This window comes from Nonomuraea cypriaca, assembly GCF_015645445.1.
In the GTDB taxonomy this organism is placed as follows: Bacteria; Actinomycetota; Actinomycetes; order Streptosporangiales; family Streptosporangiaceae; genus Nonomuraea; species Nonomuraea cypriaca.
Genome location: NZ_JADOGI010000163.1, coordinates 1 through 24,064 on the forward strand (window position 1 = coordinate 1; position 24,064 = coordinate 24,064).

Annotated in this window: 19 protein-coding genes, 1 tRNA gene and 1 pseudogene; 10 read left to right on the forward strand and 11 right to left on the reverse strand. The window is 67.2% G+C overall.

The features are described from left to right. Nucleotides 1-786 precede the first annotated feature (786 nt). A pseudogene (locus tag ITP53_RS61765) lies at nucleotides 787-1,776 on the reverse strand (conjugal transfer protein TrbL family protein); the annotation flags it as partial. Nucleotides 1,777-1,781: 5 nt separating this feature from the next. After that, complete coding sequence (locus tag ITP53_RS58325; RefSeq protein ID WP_236051615.1) at nucleotides 1,782-2,876, reverse strand: hypothetical protein; 1,095 nt, start codon at nucleotides 2,874-2,876, stop codon at nucleotides 1,782-1,784. A 385-nt stretch (nucleotides 2,877-3,261) separates the two neighbouring features. Between ITP53_RS58325 and ITP53_RS38480 the strand changes: the two genes are divergently transcribed. Further along, nucleotides 3,262-3,858: an XF1762 family protein gene (locus tag ITP53_RS38480; protein ID WP_195900392.1), complete on the forward strand. Its 597-nt coding sequence runs from the start codon at nucleotides 3,262-3,264 to the stop codon at nucleotides 3,856-3,858. A 134-nt stretch (nucleotides 3,859-3,992) separates the two neighbouring features. Next, entirely contained in the window at nucleotides 3,993-4,217 is a 225-nt protein-coding gene (locus ITP53_RS38485) for a helix-turn-helix domain-containing protein (RefSeq protein ID WP_195900393.1), read from the forward strand. 339 nt (nucleotides 4,218-4,556) lie between these two features. On the opposite strand, the gene ITP53_RS38490 is transcribed toward ITP53_RS38485, so the two are convergent. From ITP53_RS38490 to dnaA, 9 genes are all read right to left on the reverse strand, one after another. Next, a tRNA-Ile gene (locus ITP53_RS38490) sits at nucleotides 4,557-4,630 on the reverse strand. A 126-nt stretch (nucleotides 4,631-4,756) separates the two neighbouring features. Further along, nucleotides 4,757-5,446: a DUF3566 domain-containing protein gene (locus tag ITP53_RS38495; protein ID WP_195900394.1), complete on the reverse strand. Its 690-nt coding sequence runs from the start codon at nucleotides 5,444-5,446 to the stop codon at nucleotides 4,757-4,759. A gap of 3 nt (nucleotides 5,447-5,449) precedes the next feature. Continuing rightward, nucleotides 5,450-7,948, reverse strand: a complete 2,499-nt coding sequence (gene gyrA, locus ITP53_RS38500; RefSeq protein WP_195900395.1) for a DNA gyrase subunit A — start codon at nucleotides 7,946-7,948, stop codon at nucleotides 5,450-5,452. Nucleotides 7,949-8,032: 84 nt separating this feature from the next. Then, nucleotides 8,033-9,976 (reverse strand): DNA topoisomerase (ATP-hydrolyzing) subunit B, encoded by a 1,944-nt coding sequence (gene gyrB / locus ITP53_RS38505; RefSeq protein WP_195900396.1) that lies wholly within the window; start codon nucleotides 9,974-9,976, stop codon nucleotides 8,033-8,035. Nucleotides 9,977-10,327: 351 nt separating this feature from the next. Continuing rightward, entirely contained in the window at nucleotides 10,328-10,954 is a 627-nt protein-coding gene (locus tag ITP53_RS38510; protein WP_328817141.1) for a DUF721 domain-containing protein, read from the reverse strand. Next, on the reverse strand, nucleotides 10,944-12,188 hold the full coding sequence (gene recF, locus ITP53_RS38515) for a DNA replication/repair protein RecF (RefSeq protein ID WP_195900397.1): 1,245 nt from the start codon (nucleotides 12,186-12,188) through the stop codon (nucleotides 10,944-10,946). The genes ITP53_RS38510 and recF overlap by 11 nt, the downstream gene beginning before the upstream one ends. An 81-nt stretch (nucleotides 12,189-12,269) precedes the next feature. Beyond that, nucleotides 12,270-13,214, reverse strand: coding sequence for a phosphogluconate dehydrogenase (NAD(+)-dependent, decarboxylating) (gene gnd / locus ITP53_RS38520; RefSeq protein WP_195900398.1), 945 nt, complete (start codon nucleotides 13,212-13,214; stop codon nucleotides 12,270-12,272). Between the two features lie 45 nt (nucleotides 13,215-13,259). Continuing rightward, nucleotides 13,260-14,399, reverse strand: coding sequence for a DNA polymerase III subunit beta (gene dnaN / locus ITP53_RS38525; protein WP_195900399.1), 1,140 nt, complete (start codon nucleotides 14,397-14,399; stop codon nucleotides 13,260-13,262). 531 nt (nucleotides 14,400-14,930) lie between these two features. Beyond that, entirely contained in the window at nucleotides 14,931-16,502 is a 1,572-nt protein-coding gene (dnaA, locus tag ITP53_RS38530; protein ID WP_195900400.1) for a chromosomal replication initiator protein DnaA, read from the reverse strand. Nucleotides 16,503-16,959: 457 nt separating this feature from the next. On the opposite strand from dnaA, the gene rpmH reads away from it, so the two are divergent. The 8 genes from rpmH to ITP53_RS38570 all read left to right on the forward strand — a co-directional run bounded on the left by rpmH (nucleotide 16,960) and on the right by ITP53_RS38570 (nucleotide 22,901). After that, nucleotides 16,960-17,097, forward strand: coding sequence for a 50S ribosomal protein L34 (gene rpmH / locus ITP53_RS38535; RefSeq protein WP_195900401.1), 138 nt, complete (start codon nucleotides 16,960-16,962; stop codon nucleotides 17,095-17,097). A gap of 62 nt (nucleotides 17,098-17,159) precedes the next feature. Next, nucleotides 17,160-17,522, forward strand: coding sequence for a ribonuclease P protein component (rnpA, locus tag ITP53_RS38540; RefSeq protein ID WP_195900402.1), 363 nt, complete (start codon nucleotides 17,160-17,162; stop codon nucleotides 17,520-17,522). Continuing rightward, nucleotides 17,519-17,800 carry a membrane protein insertion efficiency factor YidD gene (gene yidD / locus ITP53_RS38545; protein WP_195900403.1) on the forward strand — a complete coding sequence of 94 codons (282 nt, stop codon included), beginning with the start codon at nucleotides 17,519-17,521 and terminating at the stop codon, nucleotides 17,798-17,800. Before rnpA ends, yidD begins: the two co-directional genes overlap by 4 nt. A 4-nt stretch (nucleotides 17,801-17,804) precedes the next feature. Then, nucleotides 17,805-18,755, forward strand: coding sequence for a membrane protein insertase YidC (gene yidC, locus ITP53_RS38550; protein ID WP_195900404.1), 951 nt, complete (start codon nucleotides 17,805-17,807; stop codon nucleotides 18,753-18,755). A gap of 20 nt (nucleotides 18,756-18,775) precedes the next feature. Then, complete coding sequence (locus ITP53_RS38555) at nucleotides 18,776-19,264, forward strand: Jag family protein (protein WP_195900410.1); 489 nt, start codon at nucleotides 18,776-18,778, stop codon at nucleotides 19,262-19,264. 279 nt (nucleotides 19,265-19,543) lie between these two features. Continuing rightward, the gene (gene rsmG, locus ITP53_RS38560) at nucleotides 19,544-20,215 is read left to right on the forward strand and encodes a 16S rRNA (guanine(527)-N(7))-methyltransferase RsmG (protein WP_195900405.1); all 672 of its coding nucleotides are present in this window, start codon (nucleotides 19,544-19,546) and stop codon (nucleotides 20,213-20,215) included. A 146-nt stretch (nucleotides 20,216-20,361) separates the two neighbouring features. After that, nucleotides 20,362-21,279, forward strand: a complete 918-nt coding sequence (locus ITP53_RS38565) for a ParA family protein (protein ID WP_328817147.1) — start codon at nucleotides 20,362-20,364, stop codon at nucleotides 21,277-21,279. A 659-nt stretch (nucleotides 21,280-21,938) separates the two neighbouring features. Beyond that, nucleotides 21,939-22,901, forward strand: a complete 963-nt coding sequence (locus ITP53_RS38570; RefSeq protein ID WP_195900407.1) for a ParB/RepB/Spo0J family partition protein — start codon at nucleotides 21,939-21,941, stop codon at nucleotides 22,899-22,901. Nucleotides 22,902-24,064: the final 1,163 nt, after the last annotated feature.

Consider the following 24,064-nt stretch of genomic DNA (forward strand, 5'->3'; position numbering starts at 1 on the left):
CCCTCCCGCCCTGCAACGCCTGGCCACCGCGGTCCTGGCCGAACTCCACGACGAATGGCAAGTCACCGACCGCCGCTACCTATCGGAAACCTCCATGACCGAACTCCGCGCCAGCACCCCCGACTCCACACCCGCCGAACTCGCCCCACCACCAGGACCCCACGACTCGAGCACATGATTACACCACTCGGCGGGACGCCACCGGCGGCGTGGTGGAGCGGGGGTGCGGCCGCGGTTTTCCGGCCAGTTCACCTGACCGGGGATCGGCGCGTTGGGCGAGACGATCGGCCGGACCGCCTGCTGGCTCTTCGGCGGCTCGACCGCCTGGCCGGGGTTGGACACCGCCCGATTGCGCAGCGCCATCATCTGGCCGAGACCTGCCGGGCCGTTCGCGTAGTAGCTCGTACGCGGGTAGCCGTACACCGGCGTGGTGGGTTGTACCGGCGGCTTGGGTCCCGGTGTGGGCTGGTACCTACCCTGGATGGCCGGCCCGGTGGGGGCATGCTTGATGGGCGCGGGTAGCCAGGCCGACGCCTGTACGGGGCGCCGGGCCCAGGTCGGAGCGTGCTTGATCGGCCCGGGCCCACCACGCGCGGCAGAAGCGGCAGTGATCGCCGTTGCCGCGGCGGCGCCGGCAGGCCCGCCGGCAGCGCCGGCAATGACTCTTCCGCCCAGCGCCCGAGTTGCCACCCTGCCGACGCGGCCCTTGCCGCCACGGCCACCCCCGCGGAGATGCATGGCTCTCAGCACCGGCGTGGTGGGTTTCGAGATCACGGCGTACTTGACGATCCGCGTGATCATCGAGCCGCGGCCGTGGGCGAAGATCCTCCGCGAGATCCAGGACGGGATCCGGACCAGAATGATCAGCAGGCAGAGGGCCATGACGAGATTGATCAATTGCCCAGCAGGGGCGACGCCCAGCAGGAACCGGCCGTCCTGGTTGAAGAAGATCCGGACCGCGATGACGAGCGTGAGCGACTGAGCGACCTGGATGACCAGCAGACCGGTGAAGGCACGCCACCAGAACCGGGCCACCCCATCGGTGTACGGCAGCGCATGGCCTGCCAGAGCGAGGGGCGCGGCGACCACCAGCAGCAGGACGAGCGCTGACCGCATCACGAAGCTGATCAGCAGCAGGATCAGCAAGACGATCGCGACGAGAACGAGCAGAACGTAGAAGATCTGCGTGTTGCTCGGCGGCAGGATCAGCATCCGCAGGTGGGCTGCCGCTCGTTCCGCGTCGAAGTCCTGCCCAAACAGCGCCGTGGACATTCCGTTGGCGACCTCGATGAGCTTGCCGCAGATCAGAAAGCTCATGTTGGACGCCAACATGGCCATCGCCAGGCGCGGCAGTACCTCCTTGACCGCGTAACGTGTCTGAACCGTCTGATGACCCATCGCCGTCATGGCGCCGATCGTGGCCAGCAGGACGAAGCCCGAGTCCGCCATGACAGCGGTGACCTTCCACAGGTCGAGCACCCGGCCGGAGCCGGCGACGTCAGGTGTGGCCAACAGCGTCACCGCGAGCGTGTCGAGCAGCGGCTTGATGGCGGACGCCGCGAGGTGCGCGAACCAGCCGTTGATCTGCTTGGTTATCCAGTCGCCGAAGCCGAAGTTGAACTGCGGTGGCGACGGCACCGGCTCCGCGCTCGGTGAAGGCTCAGGAGACGGCGTCGGATCGGCCCAGGCACTGCCTGCGGCAGCAGCGAATGCCGTCGCGGCAAGGGCGGCAACGAACAGGAAACGGACCGTTGCCGATATCGCGGGTGCAGTCATCGTGGTCACCCGCCGCCCACGATGCGCTTGAGCACGCTGACGAACAGCGGCGCCAGAACGGCCAGGCCGTAGCCGAACGCGGCCGCCTTGAGTGCCGCCTTCGCCTTCTGGACTTCGCCGGGATCACCGCCTGCCACCAGGTACCGCAGACCGCCGACCGTGAGCATGAGCGTTGCCAGAGCGGCAAGCAGGCCGATGAGCCAGTTCCGCAGGTTGTCGAAGACCGTGTTGAGATTCGTCGGCACTGCGGCAGCACGAACGACCGTCCCGCGCTCAGCCAGTGCAGCCGCTGCCGCGGCGGCAAGGATGATGGCGATCAAAACCGCCACGAGCACGCCGCGGAAGAGGTGGTGCCAGCGACCGTGCCGTAGCGGCGGAAGGTTCCGCGCGGAGCCGGTGGGGCTGCCCCAGCCTCCCTTCTGTTCGGTGGTGATGGGCTTCGGATCTGAGGTGATCCGGCTCCGCGCGGAGGTCTTGGAGGTGCCATCCGACCTTCTACGGATGGCCGATGTGATCGCCAGGGACAGTGCCGGCTCGACGTCACCTGCCAGAACGGCATCGGCAAGGAGCGGCTCGCACCGTTGCCGCCGCTTCTTTGCCGCCTCGGACGTCTGCCCGATGACCTCGGCGTTCTGCCGGGCGCGCTCGCCGGCTCGTCGCCCGGCTGCGCACATACGGGGCAGGACGTTGGGCCGGTCCAGGTCGACCGCCTTCACCGCGGCGATGAAGGCCGTCAAGACCTCGATGTCGATGTAGGCAGCGTCCCCGGCGGTGTGATAGCGGCGCAGCCGCCCGCAGATACGACGCAGGCTGGGCACAGCCGTCCCGACCACCCCGACGAGCCACTGCGGGCCGCCCCGGCGGGCTCGCATCACGAGTTCGCGCCAGATCTCGTCGCGTGCGGCCTCACACAGCGTTCCTGAGGCCAGAAGCTCGCGCAGTTCCCTCAGCGGAATCTGGCGCCGAGGCAGCTCGTGAGCGAGCTGCCTGCCGTCCAGTGCCAAGCCGCCGGCAGCGGACGCGAGGATGTGGAAGTCGCGCTCGACGACATCGAGCGGTGAGCGGTCCTTGAAGGGCGTCTCGCGAAGATCGGTACTCATCGGATTGCTCCACTGCGAGAGGGCTTTCGGTCTCGCAATCCGGTGTAGAGACCACTTCTGGCCACCCTCGTGCGGCCAGAGCAGGCGAATTCAGGCGATGGCTGGGGCCGATCGGCCGCCGAAGATCAACTCAACGTAGATCTGACTCGCCAGAGCGCCGCCAAAGGCCCGAGCCGATACGGGACTGCCAAGTCGTTGTAATGATCTTTTCGGCGTCCGGTGCAGGAGTTCGAATAGCCCGTGGATGCGGGACCCTTCAAGGCCGAAGCGCCCGACAGTGGCTTGCCAGAGCTTGGCGGGCAGTTCGCCAGAGGTGATTGGTGGGGTGAGAGCGCGTTACCCGTTCAGGGAAGCGCTGCGGATCTGAGGCCCGCCCCAACCAGCGATGACCAAGCTCACCACCGCCCCACCGGCCATCAACACGACGCTTTTTTATCCAGCCGGTCAGGCGCTCGACGACCCTCACCCGAACCCAGCAACCGGATCAGGTCAGCCCACAGGCCGGCTGGTTATCGTGCCGATCGCTCTACGCACTGCCCGCGCATTCATCGCCTGGACTCATCGTTACCTGTTGCCTCCACAAGGCGCCAAGTTCGTCATCGGCGTCGGCACCGAAGACGGCACCCTCGTCGGGGTTGTCACCGCAGAACGGCCGGCGTCGCGCACCTACGATGACAGCCTCACCATCGAAGTCACTCATCTGACGACCGACGGTACTCCCAACGCCTGCTCGGCCTTGCTCAGCGCCGCCTGGCGAGCCGCCCGTGCGATGGGCTACCGCCGCCTGATCGCTTACACCCGTGCCGGTGAACCTGGCACCTGCCTGCGCGCTGCCGGGCTCTGCCGCGTCGCCGATCGTGTCGGCCCCTCCGACTGGGACACGTCCAGCCAACCGCAAGCCCCCTCCGGCGCTTGCGGCGTCGCCCACGTCCTGTGGGAGATCACCGCCCCCGCCCCTCAAAACCGGGGTGGAGCTCAATGAGGCCATCCCCCAGCCCGTTGATCGGGTACATGCGTGCGACCCGCGGTCCCTACGAACTCGCCTCCCCGCAGGCCCAGAAGGCCAGCGGGCAGGTATTCCGCTCGCGATCCTCAACTCGGTGAACAGGGAGCGTCATGAAGAAGGTCACGCTCCGCGATCTACCAGACCTGCCTCCCACCTTGGATCTGATGACTGCGGCTCAGGTTCTCGGGATCGGGCGCACAACCGCTTACAGCCTCGCCAAGAAAGGCGAGTTCCCCGTTCGCCTTATTCGCATTGGCGACCTCTACCGTGTATCGACGGCGGAACTACTCCAGTTGCTCAGAGGCTCGCCCCCGGAAGAGACACCTGATCGCTAAACCCTTTCACAGCGCCTTGGTGACCATTAGGTCGCCAGGGCGCGGCTTGCTGTAGGGACTACTCGACTACAGCCGACGCCGGGTCCCGGGGAGTAGTCTCCTACCGCGCGTCGCGCCGGTTCTGACACGCCCATCTACGAGCGCTTACCATGATCAATGTCCCGCGTCCGGAGGTTCAACCTGACATCGGCGGGGTCCGGTTCGGGGGCTTGCCTGGTGTCGATGTGGACTGATCTCTGTCACCTGCTGACGAACGCTCGCGGTGGCGAATTGATGGCAAACGATCAAAAGGCCGTCTCCCGTTTTCGGGAGAACGGCCTCTGAGCTGGGAAAACACTGTGGGGCTACCAGGACTTGAACCTGGGACCTCTTCCTTATCAGGGAAGCGCTCTAACCGTCTGAGCTATAGCCCCGCGCAACCGAACGGTATCGCATCCGCTGATCAGACGCGAACCGGTTGTTCGGACGGGAAAAGCTTACCGCGTCCAGCATGCTGTTCGCGCCGTGCCGACCATGGCGGCACGGCGCGAACACCCGGCCTACTCGGCCTCGCTGAAGGTCACCTCGACGCCCCCGACCAGGTCAGAGGCGACGTTGTAGATGACCGCCCCCAGCGTGGCCAGAGCCGTGATGAGGACCACGTTCACCGCCCCGATCAGCGCGGTGTATCCGAGGATGCGCACTGGCTCGAACCAGGAGGCGATGTCGATCGGGATCGAGCTCTGGCCCTGCTCGCCCTGGCCAAGCTGGTTGACCAGGTCCACGATCGAGTCGAACACCCCGAGGGCGGAGAGCACGCCGTACAGTACGGCCACCGCCACGAACAGCACCACGAAGCAGACCAGGGAGACCACGAAGCTGAACTTCATGGCCGACCACGGCTCGACGCGGCGCAGCACGAGGTGAGCCTTGCGCGGCAGCCGCCCCCCGGCGGCCGCGTTGGACGACTTCTTCTTGGTCAGTTCGACGGCGGGCGGCGGCGGAGCCTCGGTGGTCAGCGACGGACGGATGCGGACCGTGTCGTTGCCCTGTCCGGTACCGGCAGGCTGCGGGACCTGCGCGGGCTCCTCCTTGGCCGGGGCGGCGGGGACCGGGACGCCCTGTCCGGGCCTGGTGTCCTGCTGTCCCTCGTCGACCGCGTCGAAGATCTCGGTTTCTCTGGGCTTCTTCGGTTGCTGTCCGTTACCTGAAGCCGCCTTTGTTCTGGCGGGGCCACCCTGGGCGCTCATGAACTACTCTCCTCCCCCGTCTTCCTCACTCTCCACGGAAGTCACCATTGACTCCGCGTTCCGGGCGAGGGCCACCACGCTGTCGCCTTCGGCGAGATTCATCAATCGCACTCCCATGGTCTGGCGGCCGGACTGCTTGATCTCGCCGGCACTCGTCCGGATCACCCCGCCTGCGGACGTGATCGCGAAGACCTCGTCCTCCGGGTTGACCATGACGGCTCCGACCAGCTTGCCACGGGAACTTACGATTTTCGCCGTCAGCACGCCCCTACCGCCACGTCCTTGAACTGGATACTGCTCCACCGGCGTCCGTTTTGCGTACCCAGCTCGTGTGGCGATAAGCACGTCTTGACCGTCGGCCATGCGATTCATGGCGAGAAGTTCGTCACCATCGAGGAACCTCATACCGATAACGCCGCTCGTCGCCCGTCCCATGGGCCGCAGCGCCTCGTCGGAGGCGGTGAACCTGATGGACTGCGCCCCCTTGGAGACGAGCAGCAGGTCGTCCTCCTCGGACACCAGGCGGGCCCCGATGACCTCGTCGTCCTCCCGCAGGTTGATCGCGATCAGCCCACCGGACCTGGGGGAGTCGTACTCGGCCAGGCGGGTCTTCTTGACCAGGCCGCTGCGGGTGGCCAGGACGAGGTAGGGCGCGACATTGTAGTCGCGCAGGTCGAGGACCTCCATGACGGTCTCGTCCGGCTGCATGGCGAGCAGGTTGGCCAGGTGCATGCCGCGCGCGTCGCGCCCGGCGTCGGGCAGCTCGTACGCCTTCACCCGGTAGACCCGGCCCTTGTTCGTGAAGAACAGCAGCCAGTGATGCGTCGAGGTGACGAAGAAGTGGTCGACGATGTCGTCCTGGCGCAGCTGCGCGCCCCTGACGCCCTTACCGCCCCGCTTCTGGGCCCGGTAGAGGTCGGTCCTGGTGCGCTTGGCGTAGCCGCCCCGGGTGATCGTGACGACGATCTCCTCTTCGGCGATGAGGTCCTCGATCGACATGTCGCCGTCGTAGGCGATGATCTCGGTCTTGCGCTCGTCGCCGTAGCGGCCGACGATCTCGGCCAGCTCGTCGTTGATGATCTCCCGCTGGCGGGTCTCGCTGGCCAGGATCGAGTTGTACTCGGCGATCTGCGTCATCAGCGAGTCGTACTCGTCCTGGATCGCCCGCCGCTCCAGGGCGGCCAGCTTGCGCAGCTGCATGTCGAGGATGGCCTGCGCCTGCACCTCGTCGATCTCCAGCAGCCCCATGAGGCCCTGCTGGGCGTGTGAGGCCGACTCCGAGGCCCGGATCAGCGCGATGACCTCGTCGAGCCGCTCAAGGGCCTTCAGCAGGCCGCGCAGGATGTGGGCGCGCTCCTCGGCCTTGCGCAGCAGGTATCGGGTCCTTCGGACGATGACCTCGATCTGGTGCGCCACGTAATGGCGGATGAACTGGTCGAGCCGCAGCGTCCGCGGCACGCCGTCCACCAGGGCCAGCATGTTGGCGCCGAAGGTGTCCTGGAGCTGGGTGTGCTTGTACAGGTTGTTGAGCACGACCTTGGCGACCGCGTCGCGCTTGAGCACGATCACCAGCCGCTGGCCGACCCGCGAGGAGCTCTCGTCGCGTACGTCGGCGATGCCCGACAGCTTGCCCTCACGCACCAGCTCGGCGATCTTCAGGGCCAGGTTGTCGGGGTTGACCTGGTACGGCAGCTCGGTGACGACCAGCGCCTGCCGTCCCTTGTCCTCCTCGACCTCGACCACCGCGCGCATGGTGATCGAGCCGCGCCCGGTGCGGTAGGCGTCCTCGATGCCCCGCCGCCCGACGATCAGCGCCCTGGTCGGGAAGTCGGGCCCCTTGACCAGCCTCATCGACGCTTCGAGCAGCTCCTCGTCACCCGCCTCCGGGTGCTCGAGCGACCACTTGACCGCCGCCGCGACCTCACGCAGGTTGTGCGGCGGGATGTTGGTGGCCATGCCGACGGCGATGCCGCCCGAGCCGTTGACCAGCAGCTGCGGGAAGCGCGCCGGCAGGACGTCGGGCTCCTGCGACTTGCCGTCGTAGTTGGGGCGGAAGTCGACGGTCTCCTTGTCGATGTCGCGCAGCATCTCCATGGCGATGGGCGCGAGCTTGCACTCGGTGTACCGCATCGCCGCCGCCGGGTCGTTGCCCGGCGAGCCGAAGTTGCCCTGCCCGTCGACCAGCGGATATCGCAGCGACCACGGCTGCGCCAGGCGTACGAGCGCGTCGTAGATCGAGGTGTCGCCGTGTGGGTGGTAGGTGCCCATCACGTCGCCGACGACGCGGGCGCACTTGAAGTAGCCGCGGTCGGGACGGTAGCCACCGTCGTACATCGCGTAGAGCACCCGCCGGTGCACCGGCTTGAGACCGTCGCGCACGTCCGGCAGCGCCCTGGACACGATGACGGACATCGCGTAGTCCATGTAACTGCGCTGCATCTCGGACTGGATGTCAACCGGCTCGATGCGGTCGGCCGGGGGAGTGGTGTTCACGTCCGTCACAGGTTGAGGTCCTTCTTGGTGGTACGGTGAGCCGCTTTCGACGGCTCACCGCAGGTAGCAGAGGCTGCACCCACGGCCGGCAGCTCAGACGTCGAGGAAGCGCACATCGCGGGCATTGCGGATGATGAAGTCGCGCCGGGCCTCCACGTCCTCGCCCATCAGCACGCTGAACAGGTCGTCGGCCTGCGCCGCGTCGTCGAGCGTGACCAGGCGCAGCAGCCGGGTCGCCGGGTTCATCGTGGTCTCCCAGAGCTGGCCCGCGTTCATCTCGCCCAGACCCTTGAACCGCTGTACGTTGTCACGCGAGCGCGGGTCGGGCTTGCCGTTGGCGATGCCCTCGGCGATGACCGCGTCGCGCTCAGGGTCGGAGTAGGCGTAGGAGGCGTCCTCGCCCTTGCGGTCCCACTTGATCTTGTAGAGCGGTGGGCACGACAGGTAGACGTGGCCGGCCTCGATCAGCGGCCTCATGAACCTGAACAGCAACGTCAGCAGCAGCGTGTTGATGTGCTGGCCGTCGACGTCGGCGTCGGCCATCAGGATGACCTTGTGGTAGCGCAGCCTGGCGATGTCGAACTCGTCGTGCACTCCGGTGCCCAGGGCGGTGATGAGCGCCTGGACCTCGTTGTTCTTGAGTACTTTGTCGATCCGCGCCTTCTCCACGTTGAGGATCTTGCCGCGGATGGGCAGGATCGCCTGGAAACGCGAGTCGCGGCCGCCCTTGGCGGAGCCGCCGGCCGAGTCGCCCTCGACGATGAACAGCTCGCACTTCTCCGGGTCGTTCCACTGGCAGTCGGCCAGCTTGCCAGGCAGGCCGGACCCCGACTCAAGGAGCGACTTGCGCCTGGTCAGATCGCGCGCCTGGCGGGCCGCGAGGCGGGCGCGGGAGGCCTGCAGCGACTTGTAGATGATGTCCTTGGCCTCGCCGGGGTTGCGCTCGAACCAGTCGCGCAGGTGGTCGTTGCAGGCCTTCTGCACGAACGACTTGGCCTCGGTGTTGCCCAGCTTGGTCTTGGTCTGTCCCTCGAACTGCGGGTCGGACAGCTTGACCGAGATGATCGCGGTCAGGCCCTCGCGGACGTCCTCACCTGAGAGGTTGTCGTCCTTGCCCTCCTTGAGGAACTTCTGCTCGCGCGCGTAGCGGTTGACGATCGTCGTCAGCGCCGCGCGGAAGCCCTCCTCGTGGGTGCCGCCCTCCGCGGTGTTGATCGTGTTGGCGAAGGTGTAGACCGACTCCGAGTAGGAGTTGTTCCACTGCATGGCGATCTCGACCGCGATGCCGTCGCCCTCCTCCTCGAAGGAGATGATCGACGCGTGCGCCGGCTCCTTCTTGGTGTTGAGGTGCTGTACGAAGTCGGCCAGGCCGCCCTGGTAGCAGTAGCTGACGGTGTGTACCTCGCCGTTGACGTGGTCGGGGCGCTCGTCGGTCAGCTTGATCGTCAGGCCCTTGTTGAGGAAGGCCATCTCCTGGAAGCGCCGCGAGAGCATCTCGTAGTTCCAGGTGGTGGTCTCGAAGACGTCCGGGTCCGGCCAGAACGTGATCGTGGTGCCGGTCTCGTCGGTCTCCTCGCCCTTGGCCAGCGGCGCGGTGGGCTTGGACATCTCGTAGCGCTGGCGCCAGTAGTGGCCGTTCTGCTTGACCTCGACGTCCATGGCCGTCGACAGGGCGTTGACGACGGCCGAGCCGACGCCGTGCAGGCCGCCGGAGACCGCGTAGGACTGGCTGTCGAACTTGCCACCCGCGTGCAGCGTGGTCAGCACGACCTCGACGGCGGAGCGCTTTTCCACCGGGTGGATGCCGGTGGGGATGCCGCGTCCGTTGTCGATCACGCGCACGCCGTTGTCGGCCAGCAGTGTGATGTCGATCAGGTCGGCGTAACCGGCCAGCGCTTCGTCCACCGCGTTGTCCACGATCTCCGTGACGAGGTGGTGCAGACCGCGCTCACCGGTCGAACCAATATACATACCCGGGCGTTTGCGAACCGCCTCGAGCCCTTCGAGTACGGTGATTGAGCTAGCGTCGTAGGACAACTGCGAAATCCTCCTGCCGCGGACACGCGGCGGGGGACGCTGTCATTGCGAAAGCTGCCCCTGCCGTGCCCGTCACCGTCGTGAGTGCCCCGATGCGCGGTCACCCAGGGGAGTCGGCTTGCTGCCGGGGTGACACGCAAGCGGACGTGTCCGGAATCCTTTTTGATTCTACCGCTTCCGGAGGCCCAAGGTGGCAACGAACGCGCCTGTGATGCTCTCTAGCTCGTTTTGCCCCCACTCAAGCATCCCCCCTCCGGAAAGGGGGCTTATCGCGTCTGAGGCTGTCTGATCGCCCTTGGCGCCCAACCGTAGCGGCGCAAAAGGCCTGCTGCGGATAGCGGCTGGACGCCGCTATCCGTAGGTGTCGCCGGGACCCCTGCTTCCGGTCACCCGCAATCCCCCCGACGACCGCGGCGCGTTCTGCGGCCCTCTGACCTTGACCTTTGTCACGGTGCCGTCGCCGAGCTCCTCGTTCAGCCTGCGTACGAGGGTGCGCGCGAGCAGCCGTACCTGCGTCGCCCACGCGGTCGAGTCGGCCAGGATCAGCACCTCGCCGTCAGCGAACGAGTCCGGCTTGGTGTGCTGCGCCAGGTCAGGCCCGACGATGTCGGCCCATCGCCCGAACACCCCGCCGACCGCCGCCGACCGCTCCCAGCCGCGATCGGCCAGCAGGTCCGCGATGGCCCGTCCGAAAAGCTGTGGATCGCCGCTGTTCCTGCGCGCGCCCCCGCCCCGGCGCCTGGGCTCGCGCCTGGGGAGTTGACCGCGCTTGGCGGCGTCGGCCTTGGCCTGGGCGAGCTTCTCCCTGGCCATGGCCACGCCCTTGGCCGTCGCGTTCTCCCCACCGGCCGCCCCGGCGCCGGTCCCGCCGGAAGCCGGTACGCCCGCCCCGGCCCCGGACCCGCCAGAAGCCGGTACGGCGTCCGAGGCGCCTTCGGGGCGTGCCCTCCTGGCGCCGCGCTGGTCGTCACCGGACACGGGTCACGCTCCCTTCCGCGACGTCGAATCGGGCTCCGCTCAGCTCCGGCGGCACGTCGTCCGGCACCGCCGCCGTGATGAGCACCTGCTCGGCGGGCGCGACGATCTCCGCGAGCCGGCGCCTGCGCTGGCTGTCGAGCTCGGCGAACACGTCGTCGAGTATCAGCACGGGATCGCCCCCGTCGGCCCGCAGCAGGTCGTAGGCCGCCAGCCGGAGCGCCAGCGCGAACGACCACGATTCGCCGTGGCTGGCGTATCCCCGCGCTGGCAGGTCGCCCAGTCCGAGGATCAGGTCGTCGCGGTGCGGGCCGACGAGCGTGACGCCACGTTCCAGCTCCGCTTGGCGGACCTCCAATAGCCGCTCCCGCAGACGTTCTTCAAGGGTTTTCCCCAAGTCTGTGGATAACGTCTGTGTATCGAAAGATCCCCGCTCACCGGGGACTTCGCCCTCCTCGGCACCCTCGTCGACATCCCCACCTGTGGAAAACGTGCCGCGGTAGGCCAGCGTCGCGGGGGCGCTACCGGGAGCCAGCGCGGCATAGGCCCCGGCCACCAGCGGGCGCAGCGCCTCGATGAGCTCCAGACGGGCCCGCAGCAACTCGGCGCCGTGCCTGGCGAGGTGCGCGTCCCACACCTCCAGGGTGCTCAGCACGTCGCCCGCGCCCGCCTCCGCGAACGCGGTGTCGCTCTCCTGCCGTCTGGCGCTCCTGCGGCCCCTGCGGGCCTGCGCGGCGGTACGCAGCAGCGCGCCGCGCTGCTTGAGCACCCGGTCGTAGTCGGCGCGGACGCCGGCGAATCTGGGGGCCCTGGCCACCAGCAGGTCGTCGAGGAAGCGGCGGCGCTCGGCCGGGTCGCCCTTGGCCAGCGACAGGTCCTCGGGCGCGAACAGGACCGTGCGCAGCAGGCCGACGGCATCGCGCGCCCTGGACATGGGGGAGCGGTTGAGCCGCGCGCGGTTGGCCCGGCCCGGGTTGATCTCCAGCTCGATCAGCGCCCGCCGGTCTTCCCGCTGTACGGCGCAGCGCACGATGGCCCGCGCCGCCCCCTGGCGTACGAGCGGAGCGTCGCTCGCCACCCGGTGGCTGGAGTGCGTCGCCACGTAGCCGAGGGCCTCGACCAGGTTGGTCTTGCCCTGGCCGTTGGGCCCCACGAACGCCGTCACGCCCGGCTCCAGGCCGAGCTCCACGGACGCGTAGGACCTGAAGTCGGTCAGCGAGAGGTGGGCGACATGCACCCCACGAAGGTTAGTCGGCCACGGATGCCACTGGGGTCACCGGCATGCGTTCTGTGGAAAACCCTGGCCCTGTGGAAAACCCTATCGGTCGCTCTCGCGCGGCGGTGTCACGTCCGCGCCCGGGGCGTCGGCGCCCTTGCCGGTGCTGCCCTCGGTCGAGGTGATCGCGTGGCCGCCGAACTGGTTGCGCAGCGCGGCCACGACCTTCATCGCGGGGGAGTCGTCCTGCCGCGAGGCGAACCTGGCGTAGAGCGCGGCGGTGATGACCGGCAGCGGGACCGAGTGGTCCACGGCCGCCTGGACCGTCCACCGGCCCTCGCCGGAGTCCTGTGCGTAGCCACGGAGCTGGTCGAGGTGCTCGTCGTCGTCGAGTGCCCGCACCATCAGGTCGAGCAGCCAGGAGCGGATCACCGTGCCGGTGCGCCAGCTGCTGAACGAGCCCTTGACGTCCTTGACGATGTCGGAGGCCTCGAGCAGCTCCCAGCCCTCCGCGAACGCCTGCATCATGCCGTACTCGATGCCGTTGTGGACCATCTTCGCGAAGTGCCCGGCGCCGACGTCGCCCGCGTGGACGAAGCCGTCCTCGCCCTCGGGCTTCAGCGTCTCGAAGATGGGCATCAGGCGCTCGACGTGGGCCTGCTCGCCGCCGCACATGAGCGCGTAGCCGTTCTGCAGGCCCCAGACGCCGCCGCTGACGCCGCAGTCGACGAAGCCGACGCCCTTCTCGCTCAGCTCGGCGGCGTGCTTCTGGTCGTCCACATAGTGGGAGTTTCCGCCGTCGACCACGATGTCGCCCTCGTCGAGCAGGTCACCGAGGGCGTCGACGGTGGCCTGGGTGGGCTTGCCCGCGGGCACCATGACCCAGATGGCCCGCGGCGCCTGGAGACGCTCGACCAGGTCTTTGAGGCTGGCCGCGTCGCTGATCTCCGGGTCGCGGTCGTAGCCGACGACGTCATGACCACCGCGGCGCAGCCGCTCGGCCATGTTGCCGCCCATCTTGCCGAGTCCGACCATGCCGATCTGCATGATTCCTACCCCCTTGTCAGGCTTCTATCATCCCCGATGACAGGTTCAGCCTGACAGGCGGATGGGCATGATCAGATAGCGGTAATCCGTGGCGGCTCCGTCCTCCACAGGCTTGCCACCGGTGAGGATAGCGGGCTTCGTGGATGTGGTCATCTGGAGCCTCGCCACATCGGAGTCGATGGCCCCCAGACCTTCGAGCAGGAACTGGTGGTTGAAGGCGATGTTCATCTCCTCGCCCTCGTAGTCCACCGGCAGCGCCTCGACGGCCTGCGCCTCGTCGCCGCTGCCCGCCTCGAGCACGACCTCCCCGCTCTTGAACGCCAGCCGCACCGGCGTGTTGCGCTCCGCGACCAGGGCCACCCGCTTGACCGCCTCCACGAACGGCCCTGTGGACAAGTCGGCGCGGGCCGAGAACTCGGTGGGCAGCAGCGAGCGGTACTTCGGGAACTCGGGATCGAGCAGCCGTGTCGTGGTCCGCCGCCCGGCGCTGGAGAAGCCGATCATGCCCTCTCCAGTGCCACCTGCAGAACTCATCGCGATCTCCACCTCGGCGCCGGTCGCGCCGAGCGCCTTGGCCGTGTCGGCGAGGGTCTTGCCGGGGATCATCGCGATCGCTGCGAAGTCGGGCTGGTCCGGCTGCCACTTGAGCTCGCGCACGGCCAGCCGGTAGCGGTCGGTCGCGGCGAGCGTCACGGTGTCGCCCTCGATCTCCATCCGTACGCCGGTCAGCATCGGCAGCGTGTCGTCCCGGCCCGCGGCGACGGCGACCTGCCCGACGGCGGAGGCGAACACGTCACTGCCCACCCGACCGGCGGCCGGCGGCATGGCCGGGAGCGACGGGTAGTCCTCCACAGGCATGGTCAGCAGGGTGAACCGCGCGCTGCCGCACGTGACGACCGCCTTGGCGCCGTCCACCACGAAGTCCACAGGCTGTGCGGGAAGGGCGCGGGTGATCTCGGCGAGCAGCTTGCCCGAGACGAGCACCACGCCCGGCTCACCGGTGTGGAGTTCGAGCGTCACCTCGGCGGAGACCTCGTAGTCGAATCCGGACAGCTTCAGCCGCTGCTCTTCCGTGACCTCCAGGCGCATGCCAGCGAGTACGGGCACCGACGGGCGCGCCGGGAGGCTGCGTGCCGTCCATGCCACCGCCTCAGCGAGGACGTCTCGCTCGATTCGGAACATCACGGTGATCAGCCTCCTGGGTTCGTCGTTGATTCAAGTGTTCACTCTCCCGCACCCGAGTCCGGGAGGACCCCTCTATGGGTCTTGAGTTCTTTGTTAGAGAGATAAGAGGTCATCACACTAGGGGCTGTGGGAACTGTGGACAACCAGCGTTGTCGCTGGTCAGTAGCCGAATTCTTATCCACTGAGCCTGTGGGCGAAGCCTGGGGAGAACTCGCGCGCCTGGGGATGACGAATCTTTGCCCACAGCTCGTCCCCAGATCATGGTGTGTTCATCCACGGCAAACCCCGGGTTATCCACGGGGTTTCCACAGGTTGTCCACGGGGTAAACGGCGGCCTTCTGGAGCCCCAGATCGACTGTTCACAGGCCGTCCACAAGTTATCCACGAGTCACCCCAGGTTCTCCTCAGGATGTCCCCATGTTTGTCCCCAGCCCTTGTGGGCGGATTTTTCCCGGCATAGCCCGGCGAACCGCCGGGGGCTTTCTGCGTTTCCGCTGGTCCACAGCGTTTTCCACAGGCTGTGCATAACTATCAAGATCCACGCTGTGTCTGCTTGATACGCATTGTTAGCTCGTTGACCTGGTTGTACATCGACCGGCGCTCGGCGATGAGCGACCTGATCTTGCGCTCGGCGTGCATGACGGTGGTGTGGTCGCGGCCGCCGAACTGCTGGCCGATCTTCGGCAGTGAGAGCTCGGTCAGCTCGCGCGCCAGATACATGGCGATCTGCCGGGCGTTGACGAGCGCCCGGCTGCGCGAGGTGCCGCACAGGTCGTCGATGCTGATGCCGAAGTAGTTGGCGGTCTCGGTCATGATCGCGGCGATGGTGATCTCGGTGTCGGACTCCGAGGTGATCAGATCCTTCAGCACCACCTCCGCCAGTTGCAGGTCGACGCCCTGCCTGTTGAGGCTGGCGAACGCGGTGACCCTGATCAGGGCGCCCTCCAGCTCGCGGATGTTCGTGGAGATGCGGCTGGCGATGTACTCGAGCACCTCGGGCGGCGCGGCCAGCCCTTCCTGGATGGCCTTCTTCCTGAGGATGGCGATCCGGGTCTCCAGCTCGGGCGGCTGGACGTCGGTGATGAGCCCCCACTCGAACCGGTTGCGCAGCCGGTCCTCCAGCGTGATCAACTGCTTGGGCGCGCGGTCGCTGGAGATCACGATCTGCTTGTTGGCGTTGTGGAGCGTGTTGAAGGTGTGGAAGAACTCCTCCTGCGTCTGCTCCTTGCCCTCCAGGAACTGGATGTCGTCCACGAGCAGGATGTCGATCGCCCGGTAGCGGCCGCGGAACCCGTCGGCCTTGTGGTCGCGGATGCTGTTGATGAAGTCGTTGGTGAACTCCTCCGAGCTCACGTACCTGACGCGCGCGCCGTCGTACAGGCTCTGGGCGTAGTGCCCGATCGCGTGCAGGAGGTGGGTCTTGCCCAGCCCCGAGTCACCATAAATAAAGAGAGGGTTGTACGCCTTCGCCGGGGATTCGGCCACCGCCACCGCCGCCGCGTGGGCGAACCTGTTGCTGGCCCCGATGACGAATGTCTCGAATGTGTACTTCTGGTTAAGCCTGGCCGGTTCGCTGGGCTTGCTGCTCTTGGCCTCCCACCGGTTCTGCGCCGGCTCCGGCGCTTTCTCCACAGGGGGTTGTGCCTGTTCAAAAGAGAACGTCGGCTGTGGATACTCGGTGGATATGTGCGGCGGCTCCGGCTGTGGAGAGTAGAACTGCGGCGGCTCGGAAGCCTGGTTGTGCTGCGGCTGCGCGGGCTGTGCATAACGCAGCTGACTCTCCACACCCTGGGGATAACTCTGAGTCACAGGCTGTTGATGAGGGTCGCCGACGGGCTGCTCAGGGGCCGTGGTGTCGATCATCACGGCCAGCCGCATCGTCCGGCCGAGCTCCTGTGACAGCGCGTGCGCCACGAGCGGGCGGAGTTTGCCCTCGATGAGGTCCTTGAGGAAGTCGTTGGGGACGCCGAGCACGATCGTGTCGTTGGCCAGGGCGATCGGGCGCACCATGGACAGCCACGTGCGTTGCTGGACGGGGACGTTCTCGTTGAGGAAGTTGCCCAGCGCCCTCGCCCATACCGTGCCGAGGTCGACACTGTTCATCGTGCTGCTCCCCCTCCTCCCTCTCGCGGCCCCCCGCGATCGTTTATCCACATGCCACCGGCCGCCTGGGAGATCGGCGGCGCCTTCGTCCACAGCGCCGCGACCGAGTTTCGTGCCAGGGTCTCCACAGGAGTTCCACAGGAAATCCACAGGTTGTCCACAGTGTCCGGGCGGCTCCGGAAGGCCCGACAGTAGTCATGTGCACAGCTGTGTTCAAGCGTTGTCCACAGCCTAGTGGTACCTGAGTGCACATACTGTGGACACAGGGCCGGCGGTGGAAAAGTCGCCTGTGGATCAGTGGATAACCCGTCCGGTTTGACCTGAGCCGCACTTGGCCCGTAACGTACGACGGTCGGCTTGTCACGCGACGGCTATTTCGCGTGCCCTCGCTTTTCTGGCAGGCCATCCTTGTGTCTTAGGCGCCCTTGCGGCGCACCTTCAAGCCTGGAGCCCACCCGTGAGCAAGCGTACTTTCCAGCCGAACAACCGTCGCCGCGCGAAGACCCACGGCTTCCGGCTGCGGATGCGCACCCGGGCCGGTCGCGCCATCCTCGCCGCTCGCCGCCACAAGGGTCGCGAGAAGCTGTCGGCCTGATCGTCCCGCGTCCGATAATGAGCCCGTCGGCGGATCTCGCCGGCGGGCGATAGGCGTATACGGTGCTGTCCCAACACTCCCGCATGCGGCGCGGGAAGGAGTTCGAAGCGGCGATCAAGCGCGGAAAGCGTGCAGGTCGCCCCACCCTGGTGGTACATCTCGGCATTTCCGGGGAAGGGTCACCTCTGGTGGGATTCGTGGTGAGCAAGGCCGTCGGTGGCGCGGTGACCAGGAACAAGGTCAAACGGCGGCTCCGACACCTGATGCGGGACCGTCTCCACGGGCTGCCGCGAGGTAGCCTGCTGGTGGTACGCGCCAACCCACCGGCCGCGTCCGCGCGATTCGAGCAGTTGGCCGCCGAGCTCGATCTCGCACTGGATCGTTTGCTGAGGCGGCGCGAGTCCTCGACGGGTGTACACAAATGACGGAGCAGCCGCAAGGGGTGGTCCCGGGCCTCGCCGCTCGGGCGCTGATCATCCCGATCCGGTTCTACCGGGCCTTCATCAGCCCGATGCTCGGTCCGCGCTGCCGTTTCTACCCCTCGTGCAGTGCATATGGACTCGAGGCGATTGCCGTGCACGGAGCACTGCGCGGCACATGGCTGACTGTCCGGCGCATCGGGCGGTGCCACCCATTCCATCCCGGAGGTATAGACCCGGTGCCCCCACGCCCGGTCCGGTCCCACGAAACGCAAGGGAGATAGCTCGGTGGAGCTGTCCTGGCTGAGCTGGCTGTACGAAGCCGTAGCCCATGTCATCATCTGGATCCACACTGCATACAGCACGGTCCTCAACCCGGACAGCGGGCTGACCTGGGCGCTGACCATCATCACGCTGACCGTGCTCATGCGGGTTTTGATCTTCCCGCTCTTCCTGAAGCAGATGCGATCGTCGCGGAAGATGCAGGAACTCGCGCCCAAGGTCGCGGATATCCGCAAGCGCTACAAGAACGACAAGCAGCGCATGAACCAGGAGGTCATGGCGCTCTACCAGGGTGCCGGCGCCAACCCGCTCGGTGGTTGCCTGCCCGTCGTGGCGCAGTTCCCCATCTTCATCTCCATGTTCACCGTCCTGCAGAACATGGCCAACGGTCATCCGAAGTACGGCATGACGCAGGAGCTCGTCGACAGCGCCAGGGCCGCGCACATCTTCGGCGCGCCGCTGCCCGCCAACTTCTTCATGTCGTCGGCGGACATCGCGGGTTTCGACGCCGGCGTCGTACAGACGAAGGTGGTTCTGGGGATTTTCGTGGCGATCAGCTCGCTGACCACGTTCCTCACCGTCCGGCAGAGCGTCACCCGCTCCATGGCCCAGATGCCGGACAACCCCATGGCGCAGCAGCAGAAGATCCTGATGTACATCTCGCCGCTGTTCGCCTTCTTCAGCCTGAACTTCCCGCTCGGTCTGATCCTCTACTGGGTCACCACCAACCTGTGGACTCTCGGTCAGCAGCACTGGTTCTACAGCCGGAACCCCATGCCGGAGTTCGACGCCAAGGGCGACGTGATCCCGGTGCAGCCCAAGCCTGGTCTGATGGCCAAGCTTCGCAAGACCACTCCCGAAGAGCAGGCGCCGCCGCCCCCGCCTCAGCCTAAGATCATTAGGCAGCAGCCGAGCAGGCAGTCCCGCAGCAAGCGCACCGGCAGCAAGAAGTCTTGAACATGAAGGAGAGGCCGGCCATGACCGAGGCCGAGCAGGAGAAGGCTCCTGATCTCAATGCGCTCGAGCAGGAGGGCGAGATCGCTGCCGACTACGTCGAGGGCCTTCTCGACATCGCCGACATCGACGGTGACATCGACATGGACGTCGAGGGCGACCGCGCCCTGGTCTCCGTCGTGGGGCTCAAGGGCACGGAGCTGGTGGGGCCCGCGGGAGAGGTCCTGGAGGCCCTGCAGGAGCTGACCCGCCTGGCCGTGCACCGGCAGATGGGCGAGCGCTCCCGGCTGATGCTGGACGTGGCGGGCTACCGCGAGCGGCGCAGGGCCGAGCTGACCAAGCACGGCACCGAGATCGCCAACCAGGTGAAGGACCAGGGGGAGCCGAAGGCGCTGCAGCCGATGACGCCGTTCGAGCGCAAGATCGTGCACGACGCGGTGGCGGCCGCCGGGCTCCGCAGCGAGTCCGAGGGTGAGGAGCCGCACCGGTACGTGGTGGTTCTGCCCGCCTGAGCGGTGGGATCGTCGATCCGGCCGTCTGCCCGCCGTGCGCGAGGTAGACGGCCGTTTCCCATTTCTCGCCCTTTATGCCTGTACGTGCCAGGTACGGCCTATTTATGCGGCTAAAGCGTCATACATTCCGCGTCGATCCCTGTACGCGTGGCGGCGTGTCCCTTCGGACCGGCCCGCTAGTCTTCCACTGTGATCTCACCTTTAGCCTTGGGTGGAGACCATCCCATTGCGTCCCGTCGACGTCCCGACCGACCTGCCTGAGAGAGGGCCACCGAACCAGTGAGCGATGAGCTTCCGGCGCCGCCGGACATAGCGCGGGACGTCTTCGCCGGGGAGGCCTGGGATCGCGCCGGCGCGTTCGCGGGGCTGCTGGCGGGTCCCGGCGTCGTCCGGGGGCTGCTGGGTCCGCGGGAGGTGCCGCGGATCTGGGATCGCCACCTGCTCAACTGCGCGGTGGTCGCCGAGGTGGTGCCGCGGGACGTACGTCTGGTGGACATCGGCTCGGGTGCCGGGTTGCCGGGGATCGTGCTGGCGATCGTTCGCCCGGACATCTCGGTCACGCTCCTGGAGCCGCTGCTGCGGCGTACCGTCTTCCTGGAGGAGTGCGTCGAGGCGCTCAAGCTGGACAACGTCGAGGTGTTGCGCGGGCGGGCGGAGGAGCTGGCGGGCAAGCGCGAGTTCGATGTGGCCAGCGCCCGTGCGGTGGCGCCGCTCGACCGGCTGCTGAAATGGGCGATGCCGCTGCTGCGCGAGGGCGGCGAGCTGATCGCGATGAAGGGGGAGCGGGCCGCCGGTGAGCTCGCCGAGGCGGAGCCCCAATTGCGGGCCAGCGGAGCCCGAACGGCCGAGCTTGTGACCGTCGGGCGCGGTAAGGTCGAGCCGCCTGCAACATTGGTTCGGGTGGTAGCAGGTCGCGCGCCGGAGCGAGTTAGGCGACGACGAGGGAGGTGACGGTTGTGCCAGTCGCGTCAAGCGGTCTTGGCTGGCCGGGCAGCCGTCCGTCCGAGAGTCCAACCGGGGTTGGCTGGCCCGAAATGGGCGTGTCGCGACAGCGAATTCCCGGCACCGGCACACCACTGGTTGAAAGGATGGCCATCGTGACCCAGACCCCCCTGAACCCCGGCGATTCGCCGTTGGTACGAGAGGCGCTCAACTCAGTGGTTTCACGTGAAACATCTGCAACCCCCACGGCCACCCAGACCCCGGGAGACGGCGACGGCAGCTGGCCGCGCCCGTCCAAATGCCGGGTGATCGCGGTGGCCAACCAGAAGGGCGGCGTGGGCAAGACCACCACATCGGTGAACATCGCCGCCGCCTTGTCCATGCATGGCCAGCGGGTCCTCGTGGTGGACCTGGACCCCCAGGGGAACGCGTCGACGGCGCTGGCCACCGATCATCGCGGTGACGTTCCTGACGTCTATCAGGTCCTCGTTGACGATCTGCCGATGGCCGACATCGTCAAGCAGGTCCCGGAGATGCCCAACCTCTACTGCGCCCCGGCCACCATCGACCTGGCGGGTGCGGAGATCGAGCTGGTGTCCCTGGTGGCGAGGGAGGCTCGCCTCCGGCGGGCGCTGGGGGCGTACGAGTCGATGGAGCTCGACTACATCATCATCGACTGCCCGCCGTCTCTCGGCCTGCTGACCGTGAACGCGTTGGTGGCCGCGGACGAGGTCATGATCCCCATTCAGTGTGAGTACTACGCGCTGGAGGGTCTCGGGCAACTCCTCAGGAACGTCGACCTGATCAAGGCCCACCTGAACCCGACGCTGAAGCTCACGACCATCGTGCTGACGATGTACGACGGTCGCACCCGGCTGGCGTCGCAGGTGGCGGACGAGGTGCGGTCGCACTTCGGTGACACGGTCCTCAACACGGTCATCCCGAGGAGCGTCCGGCTGTCGGAGGCGCCCAGCTATGGGCAGTCGGTCATGACGTACGATCCTGGATCCAGCGGGGCCATGGCTTACATGGACGCCGCCCGCGAGATCGCGCACCGCGCTGCCATGGTGTAGCCCCAGTTTCTCTTGGTTTCTTCCGCAGCCTCGTACAAGATGCGCCGGGGCTGCCTTGGTGCTGCCCGCCGCCCTTGCCTGCCTCGCGCGTGAGTCCCCGGTTGCCCGGCCATCGGGGCCGCCGCTCCGGGAGACCCGGCGGACCACCGCCCCCGGGCTACCGAAGTTCGCCAGGCGGTCGCTGGCCGAAAGTGCGCCAGTCCTTCGCTGGAGGATCAGCCGCGGCCTCGACCCGAAGTCGGCCATCTCCGCGATTGAAGTTCGGCCATCTCCGCGCCCGGAAAACCGCCGCCACGGATGCGACCGCCTTCATCCTCCCGACCTGAGACCGCCACGAACGCAACCCGCCTTCGCCCTCCACGACCCGAGAACCGCCGTCACGGATGCGACCCGCACTCGCCCTCCACGAAACCGCCGTCACGGATGCGATCGTCCTTGGCTCTCCGCGACCTGAAGACCGTCACGGATGCGACCCCTCCTTCGCCTTCCTCAACCTGAAGATCGTCGCGAGTGAGTCGTTGAGGTCACGGGTTGGGCAGGTTTGTGATCCTGTCGGTGTAAATCCAACAGACGTGTGTGGCGAGGGGGCACCCGGCCACGCCCGCGACGGTAACCTCTCCTGGAGTGACCGGAATCGACCGGCTGGATGAGGAGACGCAGTGAGTCAGCAGCGGCGGGGATTGGGCAAGGGGCTCGGGGCGCTCATCCCGACCGGTCCCATCGTTGACGGCACGGGGACCGTGCCCGCCCCGGCCAACGGATCGACCGGGGAGACCGGCCCGAAGCCGATCGCCGGCGCGTACTTCAAGGAGGTCGCGCTCGATGCGATCGTCCCCAATCCGCGCCAGCCGCGTGAGATCTTCGACGAGGAGCGACTCGAAGAGTTGGCGGCGTCCATCCGCGAGGTCGGCCTCCTGCAGCCGATCGTGGTGCGTCCGGTTGGCGGCGGCCAGTATGAGCTGATCATGGGGGAGCGGCGCTGGCGCGCCTGCCAGCAGGTCGGTTTGGATGCGGTTCCGGCGATCGTTCGCAACACGCAGGACACCGACCTCCTCCGGGACGCTCTCATCGAGAACCTTCAGCGCGAGCAGCTGAACCCCCTCGAAGAAGCCGCCGCCTATCAACAGCTTCTGGACGACTTCCAGGCGACGCATGACCAACTCGCCCGAAAGGTCGGCCGTTCCCGCTCCCACATCACCAACACCCTCCGTCTCCTCAACCTCCCACCCGAATTGCAGCGTACGGTCGCCGCCGGCGTCATCACTGCCGGCCATGCCCGAGCCCTCCTCACCCTCGACAGCGTTGAGGAGCAGATGCAGTTGGCCAAGCGAATCGTGGCGGAGCTTCTCTCAGTCCGGGCGGTGGAGGAGATCGTCGCCATGGGCAGCGCCAAGGCGGCCCAGAAGGCGCCCAGGGAGCGCCAGCCGGCCAAGCCCACCGCACCCGGCTTGACCCACCTCGCCGACCGCCTCTCGGACCACTTCGAGACCAAGGTCAAAGTCGACCTAGGCCGCCGCAAGGGCCGCATCGTGGTCGAGTTCGCCACCATCGACGACCTTGAACGCATCATTGGCACGATGGCGCCGGAAGCCGTACGCGCCATGCGCGACGCAGAAGACTGACCATGTTTCACGTGAAACCTCGCCCCCAGACTTCAGCTCTTACTCCCGCTTGGGTCACTCCACCCCCGCTTTCACCCCGCTGAGCCTCGGCAACGCCCGCCTGACGCAGTACCCTCGCCCAGCGACCCTCAACATCAAGCCCCTACAGCGCCCGCCGTACCCGCCCCCATTCCTACGCGGCGAGATCCACGCTGACGCGCCCGCGCGGGTGATGCATGCCACGGGCCCTCGCCGCCGACGAGACTCACACCGCGCTCAGCGGACAAGGAGAGCCCGACAGCGGCCACTCCGGGTGCTCGCTGCGGAGGCACACGTCTGCGGGCGCTCACCGCCTGAGAGCGGTACCCGCGCTCTCCGGTTGAGGTGCAATGCTCCTGCAGCTACAGCGCGAACACGAACGGGAGCCCGGCTCGCGAAGGCGCATGCCACACGGGAGAGGTACACGCGGTACTCGGGGTTGTAGGGCGGTAGACGCGCTCGCAGGTCTCTGTGGAGATGCATGTCATGCTCGGAAGAGGCGCATGCTGCACAATCCTCGGGCCGCACGATCTACTGGGCGGAGGGCGATCGTCGGGGGGTGCACACGACACTTAGGCGGCAGCGCTCACCGCCGTCTCGCGGGGATGCATGTCGGCGACGGGCTGACGGCGTGGACGTGCGTACCCGCGCACTTCGCCGAGGTGCACTCGGCACAGGGAGAAGTCGTAGGTCCGGCAGACGCGTCCGCCGGTCGCTGCGGGCCGGTCGCCGAGTGGGACGGGTACACGTGGTGCTCGATGCGGTCCGCTTTCTGCAGAGGTGACCGCTGGGGCCTGCAGATCGAAAGAGGTGAGCGTCGGTATGCGCGTACACCAGGAGTCAGGGGAGGCGCTGACGACGTTCAGCGGCGCTGCCGGCGCTACCGGCTTACCACCCGCTCCTGATCCGTGTCTGCGCCAGGCAGCCGCTCCCAATTCCGCCCCGCCTCCGACGACCCGCTTCCCATGCATCCCGGGCGACCTGCGGGACCGTCTCCCAACGCCACCGAGGGCTGGCCGCCCTCGTCCGATGTGGAGGTGGTGCGTCGGGAGAGGAGGCGTGCGTGCGGTTTGACGCGCCCTTGCTGGCGGTGTGGTTGGCCGGGGTTTCACGTGAAACATCGGCGGGGGCAGAAGGATTGGGGG